17 protein-coding genes are annotated in these 20388 nt (G+C 72.6%); 8 read left to right on the plus strand and 9 right to left on the minus strand.

From position 1 onward, the window contains the following. Positions 1–4: 4 nt before the first annotated feature. The 4 genes from ACIQF6_RS16800 to ACIQF6_RS16815 form a co-directional block, all read right to left on the minus strand. On the minus strand, positions 5–934 hold the full coding sequence (locus tag ACIQF6_RS16800; RefSeq protein ID WP_400895229.1) for a branched-chain amino acid ABC transporter permease: 930 nt from the start codon (positions 932–934) through the stop codon (positions 5–7). An 87-nt stretch (positions 935–1021) separates the two neighbouring features. Further along, entirely contained in the window at positions 1022–2254 is a 1233-nt protein-coding gene (locus ACIQF6_RS16805) for an ABC transporter substrate-binding protein (protein ID WP_400895231.1), read from the minus strand. 286 nt (positions 2255–2540) lie between these two features. Next, positions 2541–3200: a hypothetical protein gene (locus ACIQF6_RS16810; protein WP_400895233.1), complete on the minus strand. Its 660-nt coding sequence runs from the start codon at positions 3198–3200 to the stop codon at positions 2541–2543. An 86-nt stretch (positions 3201–3286) separates the two neighbouring features. Next, positions 3287–3739 (minus strand): PaaI family thioesterase, encoded by a 453-nt coding sequence (locus ACIQF6_RS16815; protein ID WP_014135167.1) that lies wholly within the window; start codon positions 3737–3739, stop codon positions 3287–3289. Positions 3740–3942: 203 nt separating this feature from the next. On the opposite strand from ACIQF6_RS16815, the gene polA reads away from it, so the two are divergent. From polA to ACIQF6_RS16830, 3 genes are all read left to right on the plus strand, one after another. Beyond that, positions 3943–6627: a DNA polymerase I gene (gene polA, locus ACIQF6_RS16820; RefSeq protein ID WP_400895357.1), complete on the plus strand. Its 2685-nt coding sequence runs from the start codon at positions 3943–3945 to the stop codon at positions 6625–6627. Positions 6628–6698: 71 nt separating this feature from the next. Next, entirely contained in the window at positions 6699–7304 is a 606-nt protein-coding gene (locus ACIQF6_RS16825) for a GNAT family N-acetyltransferase (protein ID WP_400895237.1), read from the plus strand. 82 nt (positions 7305–7386) lie between these two features. Beyond that, entirely contained in the window at positions 7387–7833 is a 447-nt protein-coding gene (locus ACIQF6_RS16830) for a hypothetical protein (RefSeq protein ID WP_400895239.1), read from the plus strand. 12 nt (positions 7834–7845) lie between these two features. On the opposite strand, the gene hrpB is transcribed toward ACIQF6_RS16830, so the two are convergent. Next, on the minus strand, positions 7846–10389 hold the full coding sequence (hrpB, locus tag ACIQF6_RS16835) for an ATP-dependent helicase HrpB (protein ID WP_400895241.1): 2544 nt from the start codon (positions 10387–10389) through the stop codon (positions 7846–7848). 2 nt (positions 10390–10391) lie between these two features. Beyond that, positions 10392–11315 (minus strand): class I SAM-dependent methyltransferase, encoded by a 924-nt coding sequence (locus tag ACIQF6_RS16840; RefSeq protein ID WP_400895243.1) that lies wholly within the window; start codon positions 11313–11315, stop codon positions 10392–10394. Between the two features lie 410 nt (positions 11316–11725). Here ACIQF6_RS16840 and rpsA point away from each other — a divergent pair, with 410 nt between their 5' ends. The 3 genes from rpsA to ACIQF6_RS16855 all read left to right on the plus strand — a co-directional run bounded on the left by rpsA (position 11726) and on the right by ACIQF6_RS16855 (position 16371). Next, positions 11726–13216 carry a 30S ribosomal protein S1 gene (gene rpsA, locus ACIQF6_RS16845; protein ID WP_043913368.1) on the plus strand — a complete coding sequence of 497 codons (1491 nt, stop codon included), beginning with the start codon at positions 11726–11728 and terminating at the stop codon, positions 13214–13216. A 296-nt stretch (positions 13217–13512) separates the two neighbouring features. Beyond that, a complete protein-coding gene (locus tag ACIQF6_RS16850) occupies positions 13513–15717 on the plus strand; it encodes an MMPL family transporter (protein ID WP_400895247.1) in 2205 nt (734 codons plus the stop codon). A 9-nt stretch (positions 15718–15726) separates the two neighbouring features. Further along, on the plus strand, positions 15727–16371 hold the full coding sequence (locus tag ACIQF6_RS16855) for an MBL fold metallo-hydrolase (protein ID WP_400895249.1): 645 nt from the start codon (positions 15727–15729) through the stop codon (positions 16369–16371). Between the two features lie 7 nt (positions 16372–16378). Here ACIQF6_RS16855 and ACIQF6_RS16860 read toward each other — a convergent pair whose 3' ends face one another. Next, positions 16379–17257: an alkaline phosphatase family protein gene (locus tag ACIQF6_RS16860; protein ID WP_400895252.1), complete on the minus strand. Its 879-nt coding sequence runs from the start codon at positions 17255–17257 to the stop codon at positions 16379–16381. 219 nt (positions 17258–17476) lie between these two features. Between ACIQF6_RS16860 and coaE the strand changes: the two genes are divergently transcribed. Further along, positions 17477–18073, plus strand: a complete 597-nt coding sequence (gene coaE, locus ACIQF6_RS16865; protein ID WP_400895255.1) for a dephospho-CoA kinase — start codon at positions 17477–17479, stop codon at positions 18071–18073. A gap of 52 nt (positions 18074–18125) precedes the next feature. Then, entirely contained in the window at positions 18126–18719 is a 594-nt protein-coding gene (locus tag ACIQF6_RS16870; RefSeq protein ID WP_400895259.1) for a TIR domain-containing protein, read from the plus strand. On the opposite strand, the gene ACIQF6_RS16875 is transcribed toward ACIQF6_RS16870, so the two are convergent. Then, a complete protein-coding gene (locus ACIQF6_RS16875; protein ID WP_400895262.1) occupies positions 18628–19458 on the minus strand; it encodes a sulfurtransferase in 831 nt (276 codons plus the stop codon). The genes ACIQF6_RS16870 and ACIQF6_RS16875 overlap by 92 nt on opposite strands. A 68-nt stretch (positions 19459–19526) precedes the next feature. After that, a complete protein-coding gene (locus ACIQF6_RS16880; protein ID WP_400895264.1) occupies positions 19527–20381 on the minus strand; it encodes an SAM-dependent methyltransferase in 855 nt (284 codons plus the stop codon). Between the last annotated feature and the right edge of the window lie 7 nt (positions 20382–20388).

Raw genomic sequence — 20388 nt, forward strand, 5'->3', positions numbered from 1 at the left:
CTGTTCACGCCCGATCCGCGACGCGCTCGCCGAGCAGGCCCTGTGGCCTGACCAGCAGCACGACGATCAGCAGGACGAACGCCCAGACGTTGGCCCAGGCGCCGCCGCCGAGCTGGTGCATGCCGGGGACGTTCTGGATGTACGCGGTGGCCAGCGATTCGGCGACGCCGAGGACCAGCCCGCCGAGCATCGCGCCGTAGATGTTGCCGATGCCGCCCAGGACGGCGGCGGTGAAGGCCTTCAGACCGGCCAGGAAGCCCATCATGAAGTCGACCTGACCGTACCTCAGGCCGTGCGCCACGGCCGCGACGGCGGCGAAGGCCGCGCCCAGCGCGAAGGCGATCACGATGATCCGGTCGGTGTTGATGCCCATCAGCTTCGCGGTGTCCGGGTCCTGCGCGGTGGCCTGCATGGCCCGGCCGGTGCGGGTGAAACGGACGAACGAGGCCAGGATCAGCATGCACAGCGGCGCGGCGACCAGCAGGAACAGGTCGTTGCGCTGGAGGTGGAACAGGCCGAAGCCGACGTTGCCGCCCTCGAACTGCGGGAAGGAGATGGCCTTCTTGGCTCCCGGGTAGAACGCCCAGACCACCTGCTGGAGCGCGATGGACAGGCCGATCGCGGTGATCAGCGGCGCCAGCCTGGGCGCGGTGCGCAGCGGCCGGTAGGCGAACCGCTCGGCCGCGGTGGCGGTGAGCACGGAGGCGATCACGCCGCCCAGGATCATGACCGGCAGGGCCAGCCAGAGCGAAGTGCCGTGCGGCAGCGCCGCGTAGGCGGTCAGTGCCCCGAAGCCGCCGATCATGAAGATCTCGCCGTGGGCGAAGTTGATGAGCTGGACGATGCCGTAGACCATCGTGTACCCGATGGCGATCAGGCCGTACATCAGGCCGAGCATCAGTCCGTTGGCCAGATTTTGCGGCAGTTCGTGCACCGCGGGCCTCCGTGGATAGGGGGTATGAGAGAGCGGGGGGCACTTGTGGCGCCCCCCGCCGGACAGCGGCTGGTGCAGGTGGCAGGGTCAGCCGTTGTAGGTACCGCTCTTGACCGCCTTCCACTCGCCGCCCTTGACGCTGTAGACGGTGAGCTGCTTGTTGGTGGTGTCGCCGTACTGGTCGAAGGAGACCTGGCCGGTGACGCCGGCGAAGTTCACCTTGGCCATCTCGGCCAGCACCTTGGTGCGCAGGTCGGCGGGCACCTTGCCGCCGTTGTGCTCCACCGCGGCCTTGACGGCCTCGATGATCGACCAGGCGGCGTCGTACGAGTAGCCGCCGTACGCGGAGTACGCGTCCTTGTAGCCGGCCGCGTTGTAGTCGGCGACGAAGGTCTTGGCGGAGTCCAGCTCCTCCACCGGGGCGCCGACCGAGGTGGCCAGGTCGCCCTCGCTGTCGTTGTTGGAGAGCTTGATGAACTCGGGGTCGTAGATGCCGTCGCCGCCCATCAGCGGGACCTTCGCGCCGGCCTTCTTGATCTGGTCGCTGAGCGGGCCGGCCTCCGGGTACTCGCCGCCGTAGTACACCGAGTCGGCGCCGGAGGAGGCGACCTTGGTGGCGACCGCGGAGAAGTCCTTGTCGTCCGGGTTGATGTGGTCGGTGCCGACCACGGTGCCGCCGAGCTTCTTGAACTCGTCCTGGAAGATGGCCGCCAGGCCCGCGCCGTAGGTCTTCTTGTCGTCGATGACGTAGACCTTGGTCTTCTTCGCCTCGGTGAACAGGTACTGGGCGGCGTACTTGCCCTGCACCACGTCGGTGGTGGCGGTGCGGAAGTACGAGGCGTACGGGCGGGTGAACTTGCTGCTGCCCCAGTCCGGGCCGAGCGACAGCTCGGGGCTGGTGTTGGCCGGGGAGACCTGGGTCAGCTTGGCGTCGTTGAAGACCTTCTGCATGGTCTGCGAGACGCTGGAGTTCAGCGGGCCGACCACGCCGACGACGTCCTTCATGTCGACCAGGGCGGCGGCGTTCTGCTTGCCGGAGGTCGGGTTGGCCTGGTCGTCCTTGGCCTCCAGGGCGAAGGTGACGCCGGGGACCAGGTTGTCCTTGTTGGCCTTCCGGACGGCCAGGTCGGCGGAGTTCTTGATGCCCAGGCCCAGCGCGGACAGCTTGCCGCTGATCGGGGCGTCCACGCCGATGACGACCTTGGTGGTGCCGCCGCCCGCGTTGTCCGAGCCGGACTTGGCGCCGCGCGAGCCACAGGCCGAGAGGGTGAGCGCTCCGGTAACTGCAATGGTCACGACAAGAAGTGAGCTCTTTCGCACGACGTGGGTCTCCTTCTGGACTGGACACGCGCACAGGGCTGGCGGTGCCGGAACGCGTCGACCGAGCCCGAAAATCGGACGGCCGGTGACTGGGCGTGACTCTAGACCGGGCGCGGCGGCTCGGGCAGTGGGGCGACTGAGGCTGTGATTCTCTTGTTATGACCACGCCGGAAGTTGATCTCGGAGTGTGAGCCAAAGCCGCAGGTGGGGCCCGCGAGGCCGGGCTTCGAGCCGCCGTGCGAATGGTTGGGTTTCTCAACTCCCAAGTCAGCATGGGGAGATCCGCTTATCGGACAGGTTTGTCCGGGCTGCCTGAGCTGGTCGCCGCTGTTCGATTATCGGGAGCGTCGCAGGTCGCGTGCAGTGCCGCGGAGAGGTCGCGGGCGTAGGAATCGCCCAGAATCTGACTTGTCGTCTCCATGGCGCGCGTGTTACGCAGTGTTACATCGAGGAAGGGCATTCCGGCGTCCGCCGGGGCCGCCGAACAGTCCGTCACTTTCAGGCCGATCCGCAGCGACACCGTCTGCCCCGGCTGGACCGCCTGCGGCAGCCAGCCGCCCACCAGCACCGACAGCCCGCGGTACCCCTGGCTCACCCCCAGCACCTCGACCTGGCCGGCGCCGGAGTTGTGCACCGTCAGCGACAGCGCGAACGAGTCCTCCCCGGCCGGCAGCGGGCCGCCGTACCCGAACCGGGTGGACTGCGAGGGGAACGGCAGCAGCGGTGACGGCGGCGCGGCGGCCGCGGATCGCTCGATCGCGTGACGGGCCGTCAGGAAGAGCGCGAGCGCCAGCGCCAGTACGACCAGCAGCGTCTTCAGGCGTCTGCTCAGCAGCCGCGGCGGAACCTCCGTGTACAGCCGGAGCTGCGTCCACGTCCCCTCGCCCGGCTCCACCGGGCCGAGGAAGCCCCCCGGCTCGCCCGGTCTCTCACTGTCTGCAGGCATGACGGCGCCCCCTCGTCCAGCCGAGATTTCCCGTGCCGGGAAGCGGCCAAACCCAGGGGGCGCGTGGGGAGTTGGGGATTTCTCGGCTAAAGGTCGCGCAGCATGCAGGTCAGTCGGCAGCTGGTGATCCGGCGGCCGGTGTCGTCCGTCACCGCGATCTCGTAGGTCGCCGCCGTGCGGCCCTTGAACACCGCCGTCGCCACGCCCGTCACCAGGCCGGAGGTGGCCGAGCGGTGGTGGGTGGCGTTCAGGTCCACGCCCACCGCGTAGCGGCCCGGGCCGGCGTGCAGCATCGCGCCGATCGAACCGAGCGTCTCCGCCAGCGCGGCCGACGCCCCGCCGTGCAGCAGCCCGTACGGCTGCTGGTTGCCCTCCACCGGCATGGTGCCCACCACCCGGTCCGGGGAGGCCTCGACGATGGTGATGCCCAGCTTCTCGCCCAGGTGGCCGCCCGAGAAGGTCTCCGGGCTCACCCCCAGCTTCGCGAAGTGGTCCAGCACGTCCTGGGGCACTTTCAGTACGGGCGCCGCGTCGGTCATGGTGCTCCTGTTCGGGGGGTTCACTTCGTTGTGCGCGTCGATCGTACGACTGTCTACCCGCCGGTAGGGAGGTGCTCCGCGCCGCGCCGGGAGATGTCGGCCCCGGGCCATAGGATCGGGGACGGCAGTGCAATCCGGCAGGAACAGGACGTGACGTGGCGACACAGGGTGCAGGCAAGAGTGCGGCCGGGCGGCCCCGGCTGATGCTGCTGGACGGGCATTCGATGGCCTACCGGGCCTTCTTCGCCCTGCCGGTGGAGAACTTCTCCACCACCACCGGCCAGCACACCAACGCGGTGTACGGCTTCACCTCGATGCTGGTCAACACCGTCCGCGACGAGGCGCCCACCCACCTCGCGGTCGCCTTCGACCTCTCCCGGCAGACCTTCCGCGCCGCCGAGTTCCCCGAGTACAAGGCCAACCGCGCCAAGACCCCCGACGAGTTCCGCAGCCAGATCCCGCTGATCGGCGAACTCCTCGACGCCATGAAGATCCCCCGGCTCACCGCCGAGGGCTTCGAGGCCGACGACATCATCGCCACCCTCGCCACCGCCGCCGCGGCCGAGGGCTTCGAGGTGCTCATCGTCACCGGCGACCGGGACTCGCTCCAGCTGGTCAACGAGCACGTCACCGTGCTCTACCCGACCAAGGGCGTCTCGGAGATGAAGCGCTACACGCCCGAGGCGGTCGCCGAGAAGTACGGCGTGCGCCCCGACCAGTACCCCGACCTCGCCGCGCTGCGCGGCGACCCGTCCGACAACCTGCCCGGCATCCCCGGCGTCGGCGAGAAGACCGCCGCCAAGTGGGTCAACCAGTTCGGCTCGTTCGACGCGCTGGTCGAGCGGGCCGACGAGGTCAAGGGCAAGATCGGCGAGAAGCTGCGCGAGCACCTCGACTCCGTCAAGCGCAACCGGGTCCTCACCGAACTCGTCCGCGACGTCGAACTCCCGCTCGGCGTCACCCAGTTGGAGCGCACGCCGTTCGACCGGGAGGAAATCGCCCGGCTGATGGAGGCGTTGGAGTTCCGCAACCCCAACTTCCGCGACCGGGTGCACGGCATCGACCCGGCCGGCGCCGAGACCGCCGCCGCCGACCTCCCCACCGGCCCCGCCGTCGAGGGCGACCTGCTCACCGTCCCCGGCGCGCTCGCCGCCTGGCTGGACGAGCACACCGGCAACGGCGAACGCACCGCGCTCGCCGCCGACTACGAGTGGGCCCTCGGCACCGGCCAGGTCGAGCAGGTCGCCCTCGCCACCGGCAGCGCCGCCGCCTGGTTCGACCCCGCCGCGCTGGAGGAGGCCGACGACCGGGCGTTCACCGCCTGGCTCGCCGACCCCGCGCGCCCCAAGGCCCTGCACATCGCCAAGCAGGTCATGCGCGCCTTCGCCGAACAGGGCTGGGAGTTCGCCGGCGTCACCGCCGACACCGCGCTCGCCGCCTACCTGGAGAAGCCCGGCCGCCGCACCTTCACCCTCGACGTCCTCGCCGAGGAGTACCTGGCCCGCTCGCTCGCCCCCGCCGCCGCCCAGGCCGAGACCGGCCAGCTCACCTTCGACGCCGACGAGCCCGACCCGACGGCCGGCGCCCAGACCCTGATGACCGAGGCCCGCGCCGTCCACGACCTCGCCGAACTCTTCGACACCCGCCTCGCCGAGGTCGGCGCCGACAAGCTGTTCCACGACATGGAACTGCCGATCGCCGCCCTGCTCGCCCGGATGGAGCGCTACGGCATCGCCGCCGACCGCGCCTGGCTCCAGGGCCTGGAGGCCCAGTTCGCCGCCGAGATCCAGCGCTGCGTCGAGGAGGCGCACGCCGCCGCCGGCCGCGAGTTCAACCTCGGCTCGCCCAAGCAGCTCCAGGAGATCCTCTTCGGCGACCTCAACCTGCCCAAGACCAAGAAGATCAAGACCGGCTACACCACCGACGCCGACGCCCTCACCTGGCTCGCCACCCAGACCGACAACGAACTGCCGGTCATCCTGCTCCGCCACCGCGACCAGGCCAAGCTGCGCACCACCGTCGAGGGCCTGCTCAAGACGGTCTCCCCGCAGGGCCGCATCCACACCACCTTCAACCAGATGGTGGCCGCCACCGGCCGGCTCTCCTCCCAGGACCCGAACCTGCAGAACATCCCGGTCCGCACCGAGGAGGGCCGCGCCATCCGCCGCGCCTTCGTGGTCGGCGAGGGCTACGAGTCGCTGCTCACCGCCGACTACTCGCAGATCGAACTGCGCATCATGGCCCACCTGTCCGAGGACGAGGCCCTGATCGAGGCCTTCGCCTCCGGCGAGGACCTGCACACCACCGTCGCCTCCCAGGTCTTCTCGGTCGCCCGCGACGAGGTCGACGCCGAGATGCGCCGCAAGATCAAGGCCATGTCCTACGGCCTCGCCTACGGGCTCTCGGCGTACGGCCTGTCCCAGCAGCTCGGCATCAAGCCCGGCGAGGCCCAGGGCCTGATGGACACCTACTTCGAGCGCTTCGGCGGCGTCCGCGACTACCTGCACAACGTGGTCGAGGAGGCCCGCGCCGTCGGCTACACCGAGACCCTGCTCGGCCGCCGCCGCTACCTGCCGGACCTCACCAGCGACAACCGCCAGCGCCGCGAGATGGCCGAACGGATGGCCCTCAACGCCCCCATCCAGGGCTCCGCCGCCGACATCGTCAAGATCGCCATGCTCCGGGTGGACGACGCCCTGCGCGCCGCCGGCCTGACGTCCCGGATGCTGCTCCAGGTGCACGACGAAATCGTCCTCGAACTCGCCCCCGGCGAGCGCGAGCAGGTCGAGGCCCTGGTCCGCGAACAGATGGCCGACGCCTACCCGCTGCGCGCCCCGCTCGACGTCTCGGTCGGCATCGGCGCCGACTGGGAGGCGGCCGCGCACTAGTTCCACCGGCCCCGGGCCCCGGGCGGCCAAATCGTTTGCAGGCCTCCGCCCGGGGCCCGGAGACTGGCCGGATGACTGATCAACTCCACGCGCCCACCGCCACGTTCGCCGACAAGCCGACGCTGGAGGGGGAGCGGATCATCCTCCGGCCGGTCGACGCCGAGGAGGACCTGCCCTGGCTGCGCGTCATGCTCGACGACCCGGACGTGCTGCGGTACACCTCCCCCGTGTACACGCCCGTCGCGCCCGAGTGGGACGAGGCGATGGAGAAGCGCGTCGTCGAGTGGTACTCCACCCGCAACGAGCAGACCGACCGGCTCGACCTGATCATCGTCGACAGGTCGACCGGGCGCGGCGTCGGCGAGGTGGTCCTCAACGAGTGGGACGAGGCCAACCGCTCCTGCAACCTCCGCATCTGCATCGGCCCCGACGGCCGCGACCGCGGCTTCGGCACCGAGGCCGTCCGGCTCGTCACCGACCACGCCATCCGCGCGCTCGGCCTGAACCGGGTCTCGCTCGGCGTCTACGCCTTCAACGGGCGCGGCCAACGCGCCTACGAGAAGGCCGGGTTCAAGGTCGAGGGCGTCCGCCGGCAGGTGCTGCGGTACGGCGACGAGTGGATCGACGACATCGACATGGCGGTCCTCGCCGAGGACTGGGTGCGCACCGACCGGTAGGCTCCGCGCGCACGTTCGGCAGGTGGGCGAGGGGTGGGGCGGGATGAAGGCGCCGCAGGGCGGAAGAGCACGGGCGGGGATCGTGTCGGCCGCGGTCGCGGTGGTGGCCGGCGGGATGCTGTGGGCGGCGCACTCGGGGCCCGCCCCGCAGCCGGCCACCCCGCCGCAGGCCGCTGCGGTGGTCGCCGGGACGCCGAGCGGGAGCGCCCCGCCCACGCCCACCGCGTCGCCCACGCCCGCCGACTCGCCGTCACCCCTCGGGAGCCCGAGCCCGACCGGGGAACCGGAGACCACGGCCGCCGCCACGCCCCGGTCGACCGCGACGGGGACGAAGCCGAAGGCGACGTGGAAGCCGATCACCGAGGCGACGCCCGGGACGCACCCCAACAGCGACGACACCAGGTCGACGCGGAACCCGGACTGCCACTACAACCAGTCGGGCCGGCTGATGGCGTGCGGGCCGATCCTGTCCCTCAGCCCGGCCGCGCCGAACCCGGGCGCCTCGCCGTCCTCGCTCCGCGCCGGCTGACCCGACGCGGCGTCACTTGCGCGGATTGGCGCGGCGGGTGGGCTCGGCCGTGGTCGGGTCCTCCGGCCAGGGGTGGCGGGGGTAGCGGCCGCGCAGGTCGGCGCGGACGGCGCGGTAGCCCTCGCGCCAGAACGCGGCGAGGTCGCCGGTGACGGCGGCCGGGCGGCCGGCGGGGGAGAGCAGGTGGACGGTGAGCGGGGCGCGGCCGTCGGCCAGGGCGGGGGCGGCGTCCCAGCCGAACAGCTCCTGGAGCTTGACGGCGAGGACCGGGCGGTCGCCCGAGTAGTCGACCCGGATCCGGCTGCCGGTGGGCACCGTGATCCGCTCGGGGGCCAGTTCGTCCAGCCGGCCGGCCTGTCCGCTCGCCCACGGCAGCAGGCGTTGCAGGGCGGCGGCGGTGTCGATCCGCTCCAGGTCGGCGCGGCGGCGGGCCCGGGACAGCTCCGGCTCCAGCCACTCCTCGGCGGACGTCAGCAGCGCCGCGTCGGACACGTCCGGCCACACCCCGCCGAGGGTGCGGTGCAGGAACGCCAGCCGCTCGCGCAGCCCTGTCGCGGCCGGCGGCCAGGACAGCAGCGCGCCGACGCCCTCGCGGGCGAGCCCCTCCAGCAGCGCCTCGCGCACCAGCGCCGGATCGGGCGAGGTCAGCGGCGCCGCGGCGAGCTCGATCGCGCCGAGGGTCTCCACCCGACGCGCCGTCACCTCCCGCTGCCGGGACGACCAGTGGACCTCCTCGCGCCCGTCCAGCAGCGGCCCGCCCGCCCGGCGGGCCGTCGCCTCGTCGATCGCCACCGCCCGCAACACCCGCGCCGACGGCGACCCGGCGGGCCGGTCCGCCACCGCGATCGCCAGCCACCCGCCGGCCGGCAGCCGCGAGCCGCCCTGCACCTGGGCCGCCGTTCCGGAGGCCATCAGGTACGCGCCCTCGCCGCCCTCCCGGGCCCGGGCCAGCCGCTCCGGGTACGCCAGGCCGACCACCAGCCCGGCGGCGGCCGCGTCCGAGAATCCGCCCGACGACCTGTCGACCTGCTGTTCCAGCCGGCGGGTCTCCTCCTTCCAGCGGCGCGCGTACGGGTCGTTGCCCTGCTTGACGGTGCGCCAGATGTGGGCCAGGTCGTCGCCGAGGGCGCGCGGCGGCTCCTCGGAGAGCAGCGCGACCAGCTCGGCGGCGCGCCGGGAGCCCACGGCCGGGGCGCCGTCCAGCAGGGCGCGGGCCAGCCGGGGGTGCAGGCCGGTGCGGGCGATCGCCCGGCCGCGGTCGGTGGGGCGGCCGTCGGCGTCCACCGCGTCCAGCGCGCGCAGCGTGCCGCGGGCGGCGGCCATCGCCCCGGCCGGCGGCGGGTCGGGGAGAGCGAGGCCGGCGGCGTCCGGGTCGCCCCAGCAGGCGGCCTGGAGGGCGAACGACGTCAGGTCGGCCAGCGCGATCTCGGGCGTCGGGAAGCGGGCCGCGCGGGCGTCCTCCACCTCCGCCCAGCACCGGTACACCGTGCCGGGGGCCTCGCGCCCGGCCCGGCCGGCCCGCTGCCGGGCGGCGGCCAGCGAGGTGCGGACGGTGACCAGCCCGGACAGGCCGCGGGCGTGGTCGGTGCGCGGCTCCCTGGTCAGCCCGGAGTCGACCACCACCCGCACGCCCGGCACCGTCAGCGAGGACTCGGCGACCGAGGTGGCCAGCACCACCCGCCGCCGCTCGCCCGGGCTCAGCGCCGCGTCCTGCACCGCCTGCGGCGCCTGCCCGTGCAGCTGAAGCACCTCGACGCCGCCCAACTGCCCGGCCACCCGGGCGATTTCGCCCACGCCCGGCAGGAAGCACAGCACGTCCCCGTCCCTCTCGGCGAGCGCCCGGCGCACCGTCGCCGCGACGTGCTCCAGCAGCGCGGGGTCGACCCGCGTCCCGTGCGGCGGGCGGACGGCGGACGGCGGGGGCGCCCACACCGTCTCGACCGGGTGCGAGACGCCCTCGGCGGCCACCACCGGCGCGCCGTCCAGCAGTTCGGCCCAGGCGTCGGTGTCGGCGGTGGCCGAGGCCAGCAGCAGCCGCAGCTCCGGGCGGAGCGCCGCCCGGACGTCCAGCAGGAACGCCAGCGCGGTGTCGGCGTCCAGGTGCCGCTCGTGGCACTCGTCGAGGATCACCGTGTCGACGCCCGGCAGCTCGGGGTCCCGCTGGAGGCGTTGCAGCAGGACGCCGGTGGTGACCACCTCGACCACGGTGTCCGGGCCGACCCGGCGCTCGCCGCGCACGGTGAACCCGACCTGCCCGCCGACCTTCCCCCAGCCCCGGGGGGGCTGGGAGGTGCCCCCATCGCCCAGCGGCTCGCCCAGCAGCCAGGCCATCCGCCGGGCCGCCGCCCGCACCGCCAGCCGGCGCGGCTCGGCGACCAGCACCCGGCGCGGCGGGCCCGGGAAAGCGTCCACGAGGCCCGCCAGCGCCAGCGGCACCAGGGTGGTCTTGCCGGTGCCCGGCGGCGCGGACAGCACCGCCGCGCCGTGCTCCTCCAACGCCCCGGCCAGGGCGGGCAGCGCGGTGCGGACCGGCAGTTCGAGCCCCCCGGTGCGCACCGTCAGCCGTCCCGGCGGGCGACGAAGATCGCCGTCCCGGGGATGTGCGCGCCGCGCAGCGGGCTCCAGCCGCCCCACTCCTGCTCCAGCTCCTCCGGCCACTCCGGCTCGATCAGGTCCAGCAGCACGAACCCGGCCCCGACCAGCTCCCGCACCCGGTCGCCCACCGTCCGGTGGTGCTCGACGTACGTCGCCACGCCCTGCTCGTCCTGCTCCACGTACGGCGTGCGGTCGAAGTACGAGGAGGACGCCGTCAGGCCCTCCTCGCCCGGCTCGTCCGGGAACGCCCAGCGGATCGGGTGGGTCACCGAGAACACCCACCGCCCGCCCGGCCGCAGCACCCGGTGGACCTCGCGCATCAGCCGCGAGGTGTCCGCGCTGAACGGCACCGCGCCGTACGCCGAGCACGCGTGGTCGAACGAGCCGTCCGCGAACGGCAGCGTCGCGGCGTCCGCCTGCACCACCGCGACCGGCTCCAGGCCGCGGCCCAGGTCGATCCGCCGCGAGTGCTGCAACTGCCGGTAGGAGATGTCCAGCGCCACCGGCCGGGCGCCCTGCGCGGCCAGCCAGCGCGAGCACTGGGCGGCGCCCGAGCCGATCTCCAGCACGTCCGCGCCCTTCAGGCCCGCCGGCTCGCCGAGCAGCCGCACCTCGGCCTCGTCCACGCCCTCCGGGCACCAGGTGAACCGGTCGTCCCCGAGGAACTCGCCGTGCTCGTCCTGGTACTCGTCCGCGTTCCGGTCCCACCAGTGCCGACTCGCCCGGCTCGACTCCTGCTCACCGGCCTCCCGGCGGAGCGCCTCGTCGCCGTCGTCGTCCTGCTCGGACTCGACGTGGTAGGTGCTCGGGACGTCGTACCCGGCAGGGTCGTAGTCGCCGGGCTCGATGGGACCGGGGGTGGTGGAGTGGTTCATGGAATCCGTCACGTAGGCTATGGAACGCGGAAGCGCCACTGCCGCGGAGTCGGTCCTTGACGGGACCGGGTCGGGCCGTGGCATCCGGGGTAGGGCCGGTGTTCGAGCCGCCGCGAGGTGCGCCTTCGGAGAATATGGCCTGATCCGTCCCGGCCTCTACCGGTCTCGCCGACTTCGGCATTGACCGTGTCCGGGTGTCCCCGTATGCTACAAGTTGCGCTGCGGGCCTGCGCGCCTCGGACGGAGCAGGTCGCGCTCGCATCTGTCGAAGACCCCACGGTCGTCAGACGGGCATCGGGATTCCGGTCGATGGAATCAATTCGGTGGCCGTTTTCTGGCCTGTACGGCTTTCGGTGGGAGCGATCAGGGCCCTCCGCGTGGCATTACTACGACTTCATGTCCGTACCGGAGCCCTTTTCCTAATGACGAGCCCCACCGACACCTCTGTCAGCACCACCCCGCAGGTTGCGGTCAACGACATCGGCGACGCCGAGGCCTTCCTCGCCGCCATCGACGAGACCATCAAGTACTTCAACGACGGCGACATCGTTGAGGGCGTCATCGTGAAGGTCGACCGTGACGAGGTGCTCCTCGACATCGGTTACAAGACCGAGGGTGTCATCCCGTCCCGTGAGCTCTCGATCAAGCACGACGTCGACCCCCACGAGGTTGTCGCTGTTGGCGACAACATCGAGGCCCTGGTTCTCCAGAAGGAGGACAAGGAGGGTCGCCTGATCCTGTCCAAGAAGCGCGCTCAGTACGAGCGTGCCTGGGGCACGATCGAGAAGATCAAGGAAGAGGACGGCATCGTCACCGGTACCGTCATCGAGGTCGTCAAGGGTGGTCTCATCCTCGACATCGGCCTCCGCGGCTTCCTCCCGGCCTCGCTGGTCGAGATGCGTCGCGTCCGCGACCTCCAGCCCTACGTGGGCAAGGAGCTCGAGGCGAAGATCATCGAGCTGGACAAGAACCGCAACAACGTGGTCCTGTCCCGCCGTGCCTGGCTCGAGCAGACCCAGAGCGAGGTCCGCCAGACCTTCCTCACCACCCTGCAGAAGGGCCAGGTCCGCTCCGGCGTCGTCTCCTCGATCGTCAACTTCGGTGCGTTCGTGGACCTCGGCGGCGTCGACGGTCTGGTTCACGTCTCCGAGCTGTCCTGGAAGCACATCGACCACCCGAACGAGGTTGTCGAGGTCGGCCAGGAGGTCACCGTCGAGGTTCTCGACGTCGACATGGACCGCGAGCGTGTCTCCCTGTCGCTGAAGGCGACCCAGGAGGACCCGTGGCAGCAGTTCGCCCGCACGCACCAGATCTCCCAGGTCGTGCCGGGTAAGGTCACCAAGCTGGTTCCGTTCGGTGCGTTCGTCCGCGTGGACGAGGGCATCGAGGGCCTGGTCCACATCTCCGAGCTGGCCGAGCGCCACGTCGAGATCCCGGAGCAGGTCGTCCAGGTCGGCGACGAGATCTTCGTCAAGGTCATCGACATCGACCTCGAGCGTCGTCGCATCAGCCTCTCGCTGAAGCAGGCCAACGAGTCCCTCGGTGCCGACCCGGCGTCGGTCGAGTTCGACCCGACCCTGTACGGCATGGCTGCCTCGTACGACGACCAGGGCAACTACATCTACCCGGAGGGCTTCGACCCCGAGGCGAACGACTGGCTGCCCGGCTTCGAGAAGCAGCGCGAGGAGTGGGAGCGGCAGTACGCCGAGGCCCAGGCCCGCTTCGAGCAGCACCAGGCCCAGGTCATCAAGTCCCGCGAGGCGGACGCGGCTGCTGCCGCCGAGGCCGGCGAGGAGGCCCCGGTGTCCGGTGGCGGCTCGTACTCCTCCAGCAGCGACGAGGGCTCGGGCGCGCTGGCGTCCGACGAGGCCCTGGCCGCTCTGCGCGAGAAGCTGGCCGGCGGCCAGAGCTGAAAGCTCGCTCTCGCTGAGTAGCTGACTCAACAGGAACCCCCTGCCCAGGCTTTCCCTGGGCAGGGGGTTCCTGTTTTTGCGCCCAGCCACCGGCAGATGGTGCGCCGGGCGGTCGGAACGCCACGTGCTTGCCTTGCGCTGCGCAGCGCGCCCTCTGCGCTGCGGCTGGGTGGGAGTGGAGGAGCTTAAGTGGCGTTTATGTGAAGGGAATTGTGAGATGAGGCTCATCGTCCGGCTATAGGACGTTCGGGGTGGCACGCATACCTTGGGGTGAGTTTGTCCGAAAGGCTCCCCGCATGCGCAGCTCCCGCTCCACCGCAGCAGAGGTCCAGGTTCCCCAGGTGTCCGGTCGGTTGGCCGGGCTCGGGCGAGCGTGTTTTCGGCATCGGCGCTGGGTGCTGGGGTTCTGGGCGCTGGTGCTCGCGGCGGGGGTGCTGATCGGCGGGCGGGTGTTCGAGGGGTCGGTCGCGGGGACGGGCGGCGGCGGGTCGGAGTCGGCTCGGGGGACGGCGGTCGTGCAGGCCGCGGATCCGGCGCAGGGGACCGTGACGGCGGTGGTGGACGGGCCGCAGGTGGGCAGCGACGGGGTGAAGGCGGCCGTCCAGCAGGCGAGTTCGGAGGTGGCGAAGCTGCCGGGCGTCCTCTCGGTGGCGGACACGTACTCGACCGGGGGACAGCTGAGCGCGGGCGACGGCCGGGCGTCGCTGGTGAACGTGCGGATGGCGGACGGGGCGTCGGCGAAGCAGCTGACGGCGGTGACGGACCGGCTGGAGCAGATCACCGCGGACGGGGCGCACACCGTGGTCGGCGGCGACCTGGTGCTGCAGCAGGAGGTGAAGGAGCAGACCGCGAGGGACACCCGGTTCGGGGAGATCGTGACGCTGCCGCTCACCCTGATCGTGATGGTGCTGGTGTTCGGCGGGCTGGCCGCGGCCGGGCTGCCGGGGATCGGGGCGGTGGCGTCGGTGGGCGGGGCGCTGCTGGCGATGTTCGGGTTCAGCCGGATCATGGACATCGACACCAGCGTGCTGCCGATCGCGACGGTGCTGGGGCTGGGTCTGTCGATCGACTACGCGCTGCTGATGGTGAACCGGTTCCGTGAGGAGCGCGGTCTGGGCGCGACGATCGCGCAGGCGGTGGAGCGGACGTCGGCGACGGCCGGCCGGACGGTGACGTTCTCGGGGTTGACGGTGGCGGTCGCGCTGAGCGGCCTGTTCGTCTTCACCAGCCCGGTGTTCCGGGCGGTCGCGGCGGCCGGGGTGAGCGTGGTGGTGATCGCGGTGGCGGCGGCGCTGACGCTGGTGCCGGCGCTGCTGGGTTTCATGGGGCGGCGGATCAAGGCGCCGAGCACGCCCGTCCCGGACGAGGGGTTCTTCTCGCGGACGGTGCGCCGGGTGCAGCGGCGGGCGGTGCCGGTGATGCTGGCGTGCGTGGCGCTGCTGCTCGCGGCGGGCGCGCCGTTCCTGGGGTCGCACTTCCGCAACTCGGGCGCCGACGTGCTGCCGAAGAGTTTCGCGTCCCGGCAGGTCGCCGAGGCCGTGCAGGAACGTTTCCCGGCGCAGGCCCCGGCCCCGGTGCAGGTGGTCGTCGAGGGTACGCCGCAGCAGGCGCAGAGCTACGCGGACACCGTGGTGGCGGGGCTGCCGGGCGTGTCGGGAGTGCGGGCCGTCACCCCCGTCTCGGACGGCGTGCAGACCGTGGACGTCCTGGTGAAGGGCGACCCGCAGGGCGCGGAGGCCAAGCGGGTGGTCGCCGAGCTGCGCGAGCACCGGGGCGGCCTGGAGACGTACGTGACGGGGGACGCGGCGTCGCTGGTGGACTTCCACCACGAGATCGCCTCGCGCGGCCCGTGGGCGGTGGGGCTGGTCGCGGCGGGGACGCTGCTGCTGCTGTTCATGATGACCGGGTCGGTGGTGCTGCCGGTGAAGGCGCTGCTGATGAACGTGCTGTCGCTGGGCGCGTCGCTGGGGGCGCTCACCCTGGTGTTCCAGCACGGGTACTTCAGCGGACTGCTCGGGTTCACCCCGACCGGCGGCCTGGAGACGATGATCCCGGTGCTGGTGTTCGCGTTCGCGTTCGGGCTGTCGATGGACTACGAGGTGTTCCTGCTGTCCCGGATCAAGGAGCTGCACGACCAGGGCCACGGCTGCCTGCGGTCGGTGGAGCTCGGACTGCAGCGCAGCGGTCGGATCATCACCTCGGCCGGGCTGCTGATGGTGATCGTGTTCGCCGGGTTCGCCGCCGGGCAGATGCTCATGGTCAAGCAGATGGGCATCGCACTGGCCATCGCCGTCGCGGTGGACGCCACCCTGGTGCGCACCCTGCTGGTGCCCGCCACCATGTCGCTGTTCGGCCGGCTCAACTGGTGGGCGCCCGCCCCGCTGCGCCGCCTGCACCGGATCATCGGCCTCAGCGAGCACGTCGAACTGCCGCCGCTGCCGCCCCCGGCGGTGCCCGCGCCGCGCCTTCCGAAGCGGCCGGGCCTGGTGGGTGCGCCTTAGTCTGGCGGTATGCGACTGACGAAGTTCGGCCATGCCTGCGTCCGGATCGAGCACGCGGAAGGGGCGGTGCTGATCGATCCCGGCATGTTCACCGGCCCCGAGGCGGTGCGGGACGTGAGCGCCCTGCTGATCACCCACGAGCACGCCGACCACTTCACCGAGCCGCAGGTGCGGGCCGCCGTCGAGGCCAACCCGGGCCTGCGGGTGTTCACCAACCGCTCGGTGGCCCGGCAGCTGGACGGCATCGGGGCGCGCGTCACGGTGGTCGGCGAGGGCGACGCGTTCGAACTGGACGGGCTGCCGGTGACGGTGCACGGCGAGTGGCACGCGGAGATCCACCCGGACATCGAGCGGATCCCCAACATCGGGTTCCTGCTCGGCGGCCGGGTGTTTCACCCGGGCGACGCGCTGACCGTCCCGCCGGACACCGTCGACACGCTGCTGCTGCCGGTCGGCGCGCCCTGGGTGAAGGTCGGCGAACTGGTGGACTACCTGCGCGACGCCCGCCCCCGGCAGGCGGTGGGGATCCACGAGGCGACGCTCAGCGAGGCCGGGCAGGCCGTGCACGGGCGGCTGCTCGGCCCGCAGGGGCCCGGCACCGGCGGCGTGGCGTACCGGATGCTCGCCGCCGGCGAATCGGTCGACCTGGCCTGACGGACGGTCAGAGCGCAGGGGCGGCGGCGGTGAACGGGCGGCCGTCGAGCGTCCAGTGCGGGTCGGGGACGATCTCCAGCGCCGCGTACACGTGTGCCGCGACGTCGGTGTGGTGCAGCGGGCCGACGGGTGCGCCCGGGGTGATGCCGGGGCCGAACGCGGCGATCCACGCGGTGCGCTCCAGCGCGCTGCGGCCGCCGTGGCCGCCCGCGTCGACGTGGCCGTGGTCGGTGACCACGACGACCGTCCACTCCTCGGCGGCGTACGTGGAGCGCTCGCGCAGCGCGGCCAGCAGGCGGCCGAGGCGGACGTCGGCGGCCTCGATCGAGCGGCGGTAGTCCTCGCCGCAGCCGCGGAAGTGCGCCGTCTCGTCGACCGCGCCGAGGTAGACGAACGACGCCTGCGGGTCGTCGTCGGAGCGGGCCAGCACGTACTCGGCCTCGGCGGTGACCCGCTCGTCGCAGACCTCCCACGCCTCCGGGGTGTCCTCCAGCGGCGCGATGTACGAGAGGCGGCCGGGCGCGTTGAACAGCGGGCCGCCGTCGCGGGCCAGGAACAGCGGCTCCCAGCCGCCGACGGCGAAGGTGCGGCGGCGGTGCTGCCTGGCCAGGCGGGTGGTGAAGTCGGGGAAGACGTCGAGCCGGTGGCCGCCGAAGTGGTTGCCGAGCACGCCGTGCTTGGCGACGCCGACGCCGGTGGCGATGGTCGCCCAGCACGGGCCGGACATGGTCGGGGTGGCGTCGTCCACCTCGACGGGGGCGAGGAAGCCGGCGGCGGCGACCCCGTCCAGGTGCGGGGTGTGCAGCTCGGGCAGCAGGTCGAGACGGACGCCGTCGATGCCGACGACCAGGACCCGGCGCGGGCCGGCGGGCCAGATGCTGGACACGGGGTGGTGCTCCGATCGTTCGAGGTGGCGCAGGTGCGTTCGATGGCAGTGCGGGTGTTCGGCACCCTAGCGGCCCGATCGGGCCCGTAGACCTGTACGGACAACTTTTTCCGGACGCCCCATGGGGAAGGGGTCGGAGAGTTCCCGTGAAGTTCGTCCCGCGTTCGTCCCGGGGCGGGCCCCTTCGGGCCTCCCGGTACGGGCCGGTAGCCTGACGGCATGCTGAGGATCGGACTGACGGGCGGCATCGGCGCGGGCAAGAGCGAGGTCTCCCGCCAACTGGCCGCGCTGGGCGCGGTGATCGTCGACTCGGACGTGATCGCCCGCGAGGTGGTCGCCCCCGGGACGCCCGGACTGGCCGCGGTGGTCGCCGAGTTCGGGCCCGACGTCCTGCTCCCCGACGGCTCGCTCGACCGCCCCGCGCTCGGCCGGATCGTCTTCGCCGACCCGGCCCGCCTCGCCGCGCTCAACGCCGTCGTCCACCCGCTGGTGCGCGCCCGGTCCGCCGAACTGGAGGCCGCCGCCGGCCCGGACGCGATCGTCGTCCACGACGTCCCGCTGCTCGCCGAGAACGGCCTCGCCCCGCTGTACGACCTGGTCGTGGTCATCGACGTCCCCGACGCCGAACGCCTCCGCCGCCTCACCGCCCTCCGCGGCATGCCCGAATCCGAGGCCCTCGCCCGGATGGCCGCCCAGGCCACCCGCGAGGACCGCCTCGCCGTCGCCGACCTGATCCTCGACAACAGCGGCGACCTCGACCACCTCACCACCCGCGTCCACGAACTCTGGCACCACCTGGAACAGCGCCGGGGCTGACCCGGCAGCCGCACGGCCCGGGTCCGGCGTGCAGAGACGAGGTCGACGTGCCATGCCCGAGATCTTCGTGAACTACCGAACGGGCGACCAGGAAGCGGTCGCGGCACTGCTGGACCACGGGCTGTCCTACCGGTTCGGCAGCGAACGGGTGTTCCGGGCCGGCAGGTCCATCGCGCCCGGCAGCTGCTACCCGCAGGAGCTGATCGCGGCGGCCCGCGGCTGCCGGGTGCTGCTCGCGGTGATCGGCCCGCGCTGGCTCGACCTCCCGGGCGAGGACGGGCGCCCCGCGGTGGAGGACCCCGAGGACTGGCCGCGCCGCGAGATCGCCGAGGCGTTCGCGGCGGGCGCGCTGGTCGTTCCGGTGCTGGTCGGCGACACCCCGAGGCTGCGCCGCGAGCGCCTCCCCGAGCCGCTCGCCGCCCTCGCCCACTGCCAGCACCGGCGACTGGACCTGCGCACCTCGCACCTCGACCTGACCCGGATCGCGGACGAGCTCGCCGTCCTCGTCCCCGGGCTGTCCGACGTGGACGAGGTGTGCGCGAGGTGTCGGGCGGTCAGTCTCCCGTGGCCACCGGCAGGTCGGTCTCCGGGCGGCCCCAGTCGGACCAGGAGCCGTCGTAGACGGTGGGGGTGGGGTGGGTGGTGAGGTGGGCGGCGAAGGCGAGGATGCAGGCGGTGACGCCGGAGCCGCAGGTGGTGAGGAGGTGGGGGCGTCCGGCGGTGGCGGCGGCGAGGCGGGCGTGGAGGTCGGGGAGGGGGAGGTAGCGGCCGTCGGGGGTGAGGAGTTCGGTGAAGGGGAGGCTGGTGGAGCCGGGGAGGTGGCCGCGGCGCAGCTGGGGGCGGGGTTCGGGGGCGTCGCCGGTGAAGCGGTCGTGGGAGCGGGCGTCCAGGACGGCGGTGTCGGGGTCGGCCAGGGCGGCGGCCACGGCGGGGCGGTCGACCAGCAGGCCGGGGCGCGGGCGGGCGGTGAAGTCGCCGGGGGCACAGGGGAGTTGCCGGTCGGTGACGGGGTGGCCGGCGGCCTGCCAGGCGGGCAGTCCGCCGTTCAGGACGGCCGCGCGGTCGAAGCCCATGGCGCGCAGCATCCACCAGGCGCGGGGGCTGGAGTACACCCCGGCGCCGTCGTAGACCACCACGGTGGAGCGGTCGTCGACGCCGAGGGCGCGCAGTTCGCGCTGGAAGTCGGCGGCCGACGGCATGGTGTGGGGGAGCGGGGACGCGGGGTCGGAGAGCGGTCCGTCGAGGTCGAACGGCCGGGCGCCGGGGATGCGGCGGGCGGCGTGGCGGTGGGCGCCGATGCTCGCGTCGAGGACGACCAGGTCCGGGTCGGCGAGGCGGTCGGCCAGCCACGAGGGGTCGACCAGGGGCGGCGGCAGTGCGGTCATGGCGCAGGCTCCAGAGGTGAGGGAGGCGAGAATGATCGCACTGCCGCCGCCCGGCAGTTGAGGCGGTGTCAGGGCTTGCGGGCGACGCCGGACCAGATGGCGACCTGGCTGTCGGTGTCCTGCGGCGCCTGGTCGGGGCGCCACCGGGGCGCGGTGACCAGGCCGGGTTCGAGCAGTTCCAGGCCGTCGAAGAAGCGCAGCACCTGCGCGTGGCTGCGCATGGTGAGCTGCGCCGTCGCGCTGCGGTACACGGCGGGGCCCTTCGCGGCGTGCTCCGCGTTGTCGATGAAGTCGGCGGTGCCGTGCGAGAGCGCCAGGAAGCTGCCGGAGGGCAGGGCGTCGATCAGGGTGCGGACGACGGCGAACGGGTCGTCGGCGTCGTCGATGAAGTGCAGGATCGCGAACAGCAGGACGGCGACCGGCTGTTCGAGGTCGAGCAGTTCGCGGACGGCGGGGTCGGCGAGGATCGCCCCGGGGTCGCGCAGGTCGGCCTGCAGGACGCTGACGCTGCCCTGCTGCGCGCCGGACAGCAGGGCCCGGCCGTGCACCAGCACGATCGGGTCGTTGTCCAGGTAGGCGACCTTGGCGGCGGGGTCGACGGCCTGGGCGATCTCGTGGGTGTTGCCGGCGGAGGGGATGCCGGTGCCGATGTCGAGGAACTGGCGGATGCCGTGCTCGGCGGCGAGGGTGCGCACCGCGCGTTGGAGGAAGGCGCGGTTGGCGAGCGCGCTGATCCGCACCAGCGGGCTGAGCGCCAGCACCTTCTCGGCGGCGGCCCGGTCGGCGGGGAAGTTGTCCTTGCCGCCGAGGTAGTAGTCGTACATCCGGGCCGGGTGCGGGATCTCCGGGCGCAGTTCGGAGGACGGCGGCGGACTCTGGTCGCCGGACATCCAGTCGAGCGAAATCTCCTGATGATCGGTCATATCCGGC

The sequence above is a fragment of the Kitasatospora sp. NPDC092948 genome (assembly GCF_044754805.1).
In the GTDB taxonomy this organism is placed as follows: Bacteria; Actinomycetota; Actinomycetes; order Streptomycetales; family Streptomycetaceae; genus Kitasatospora.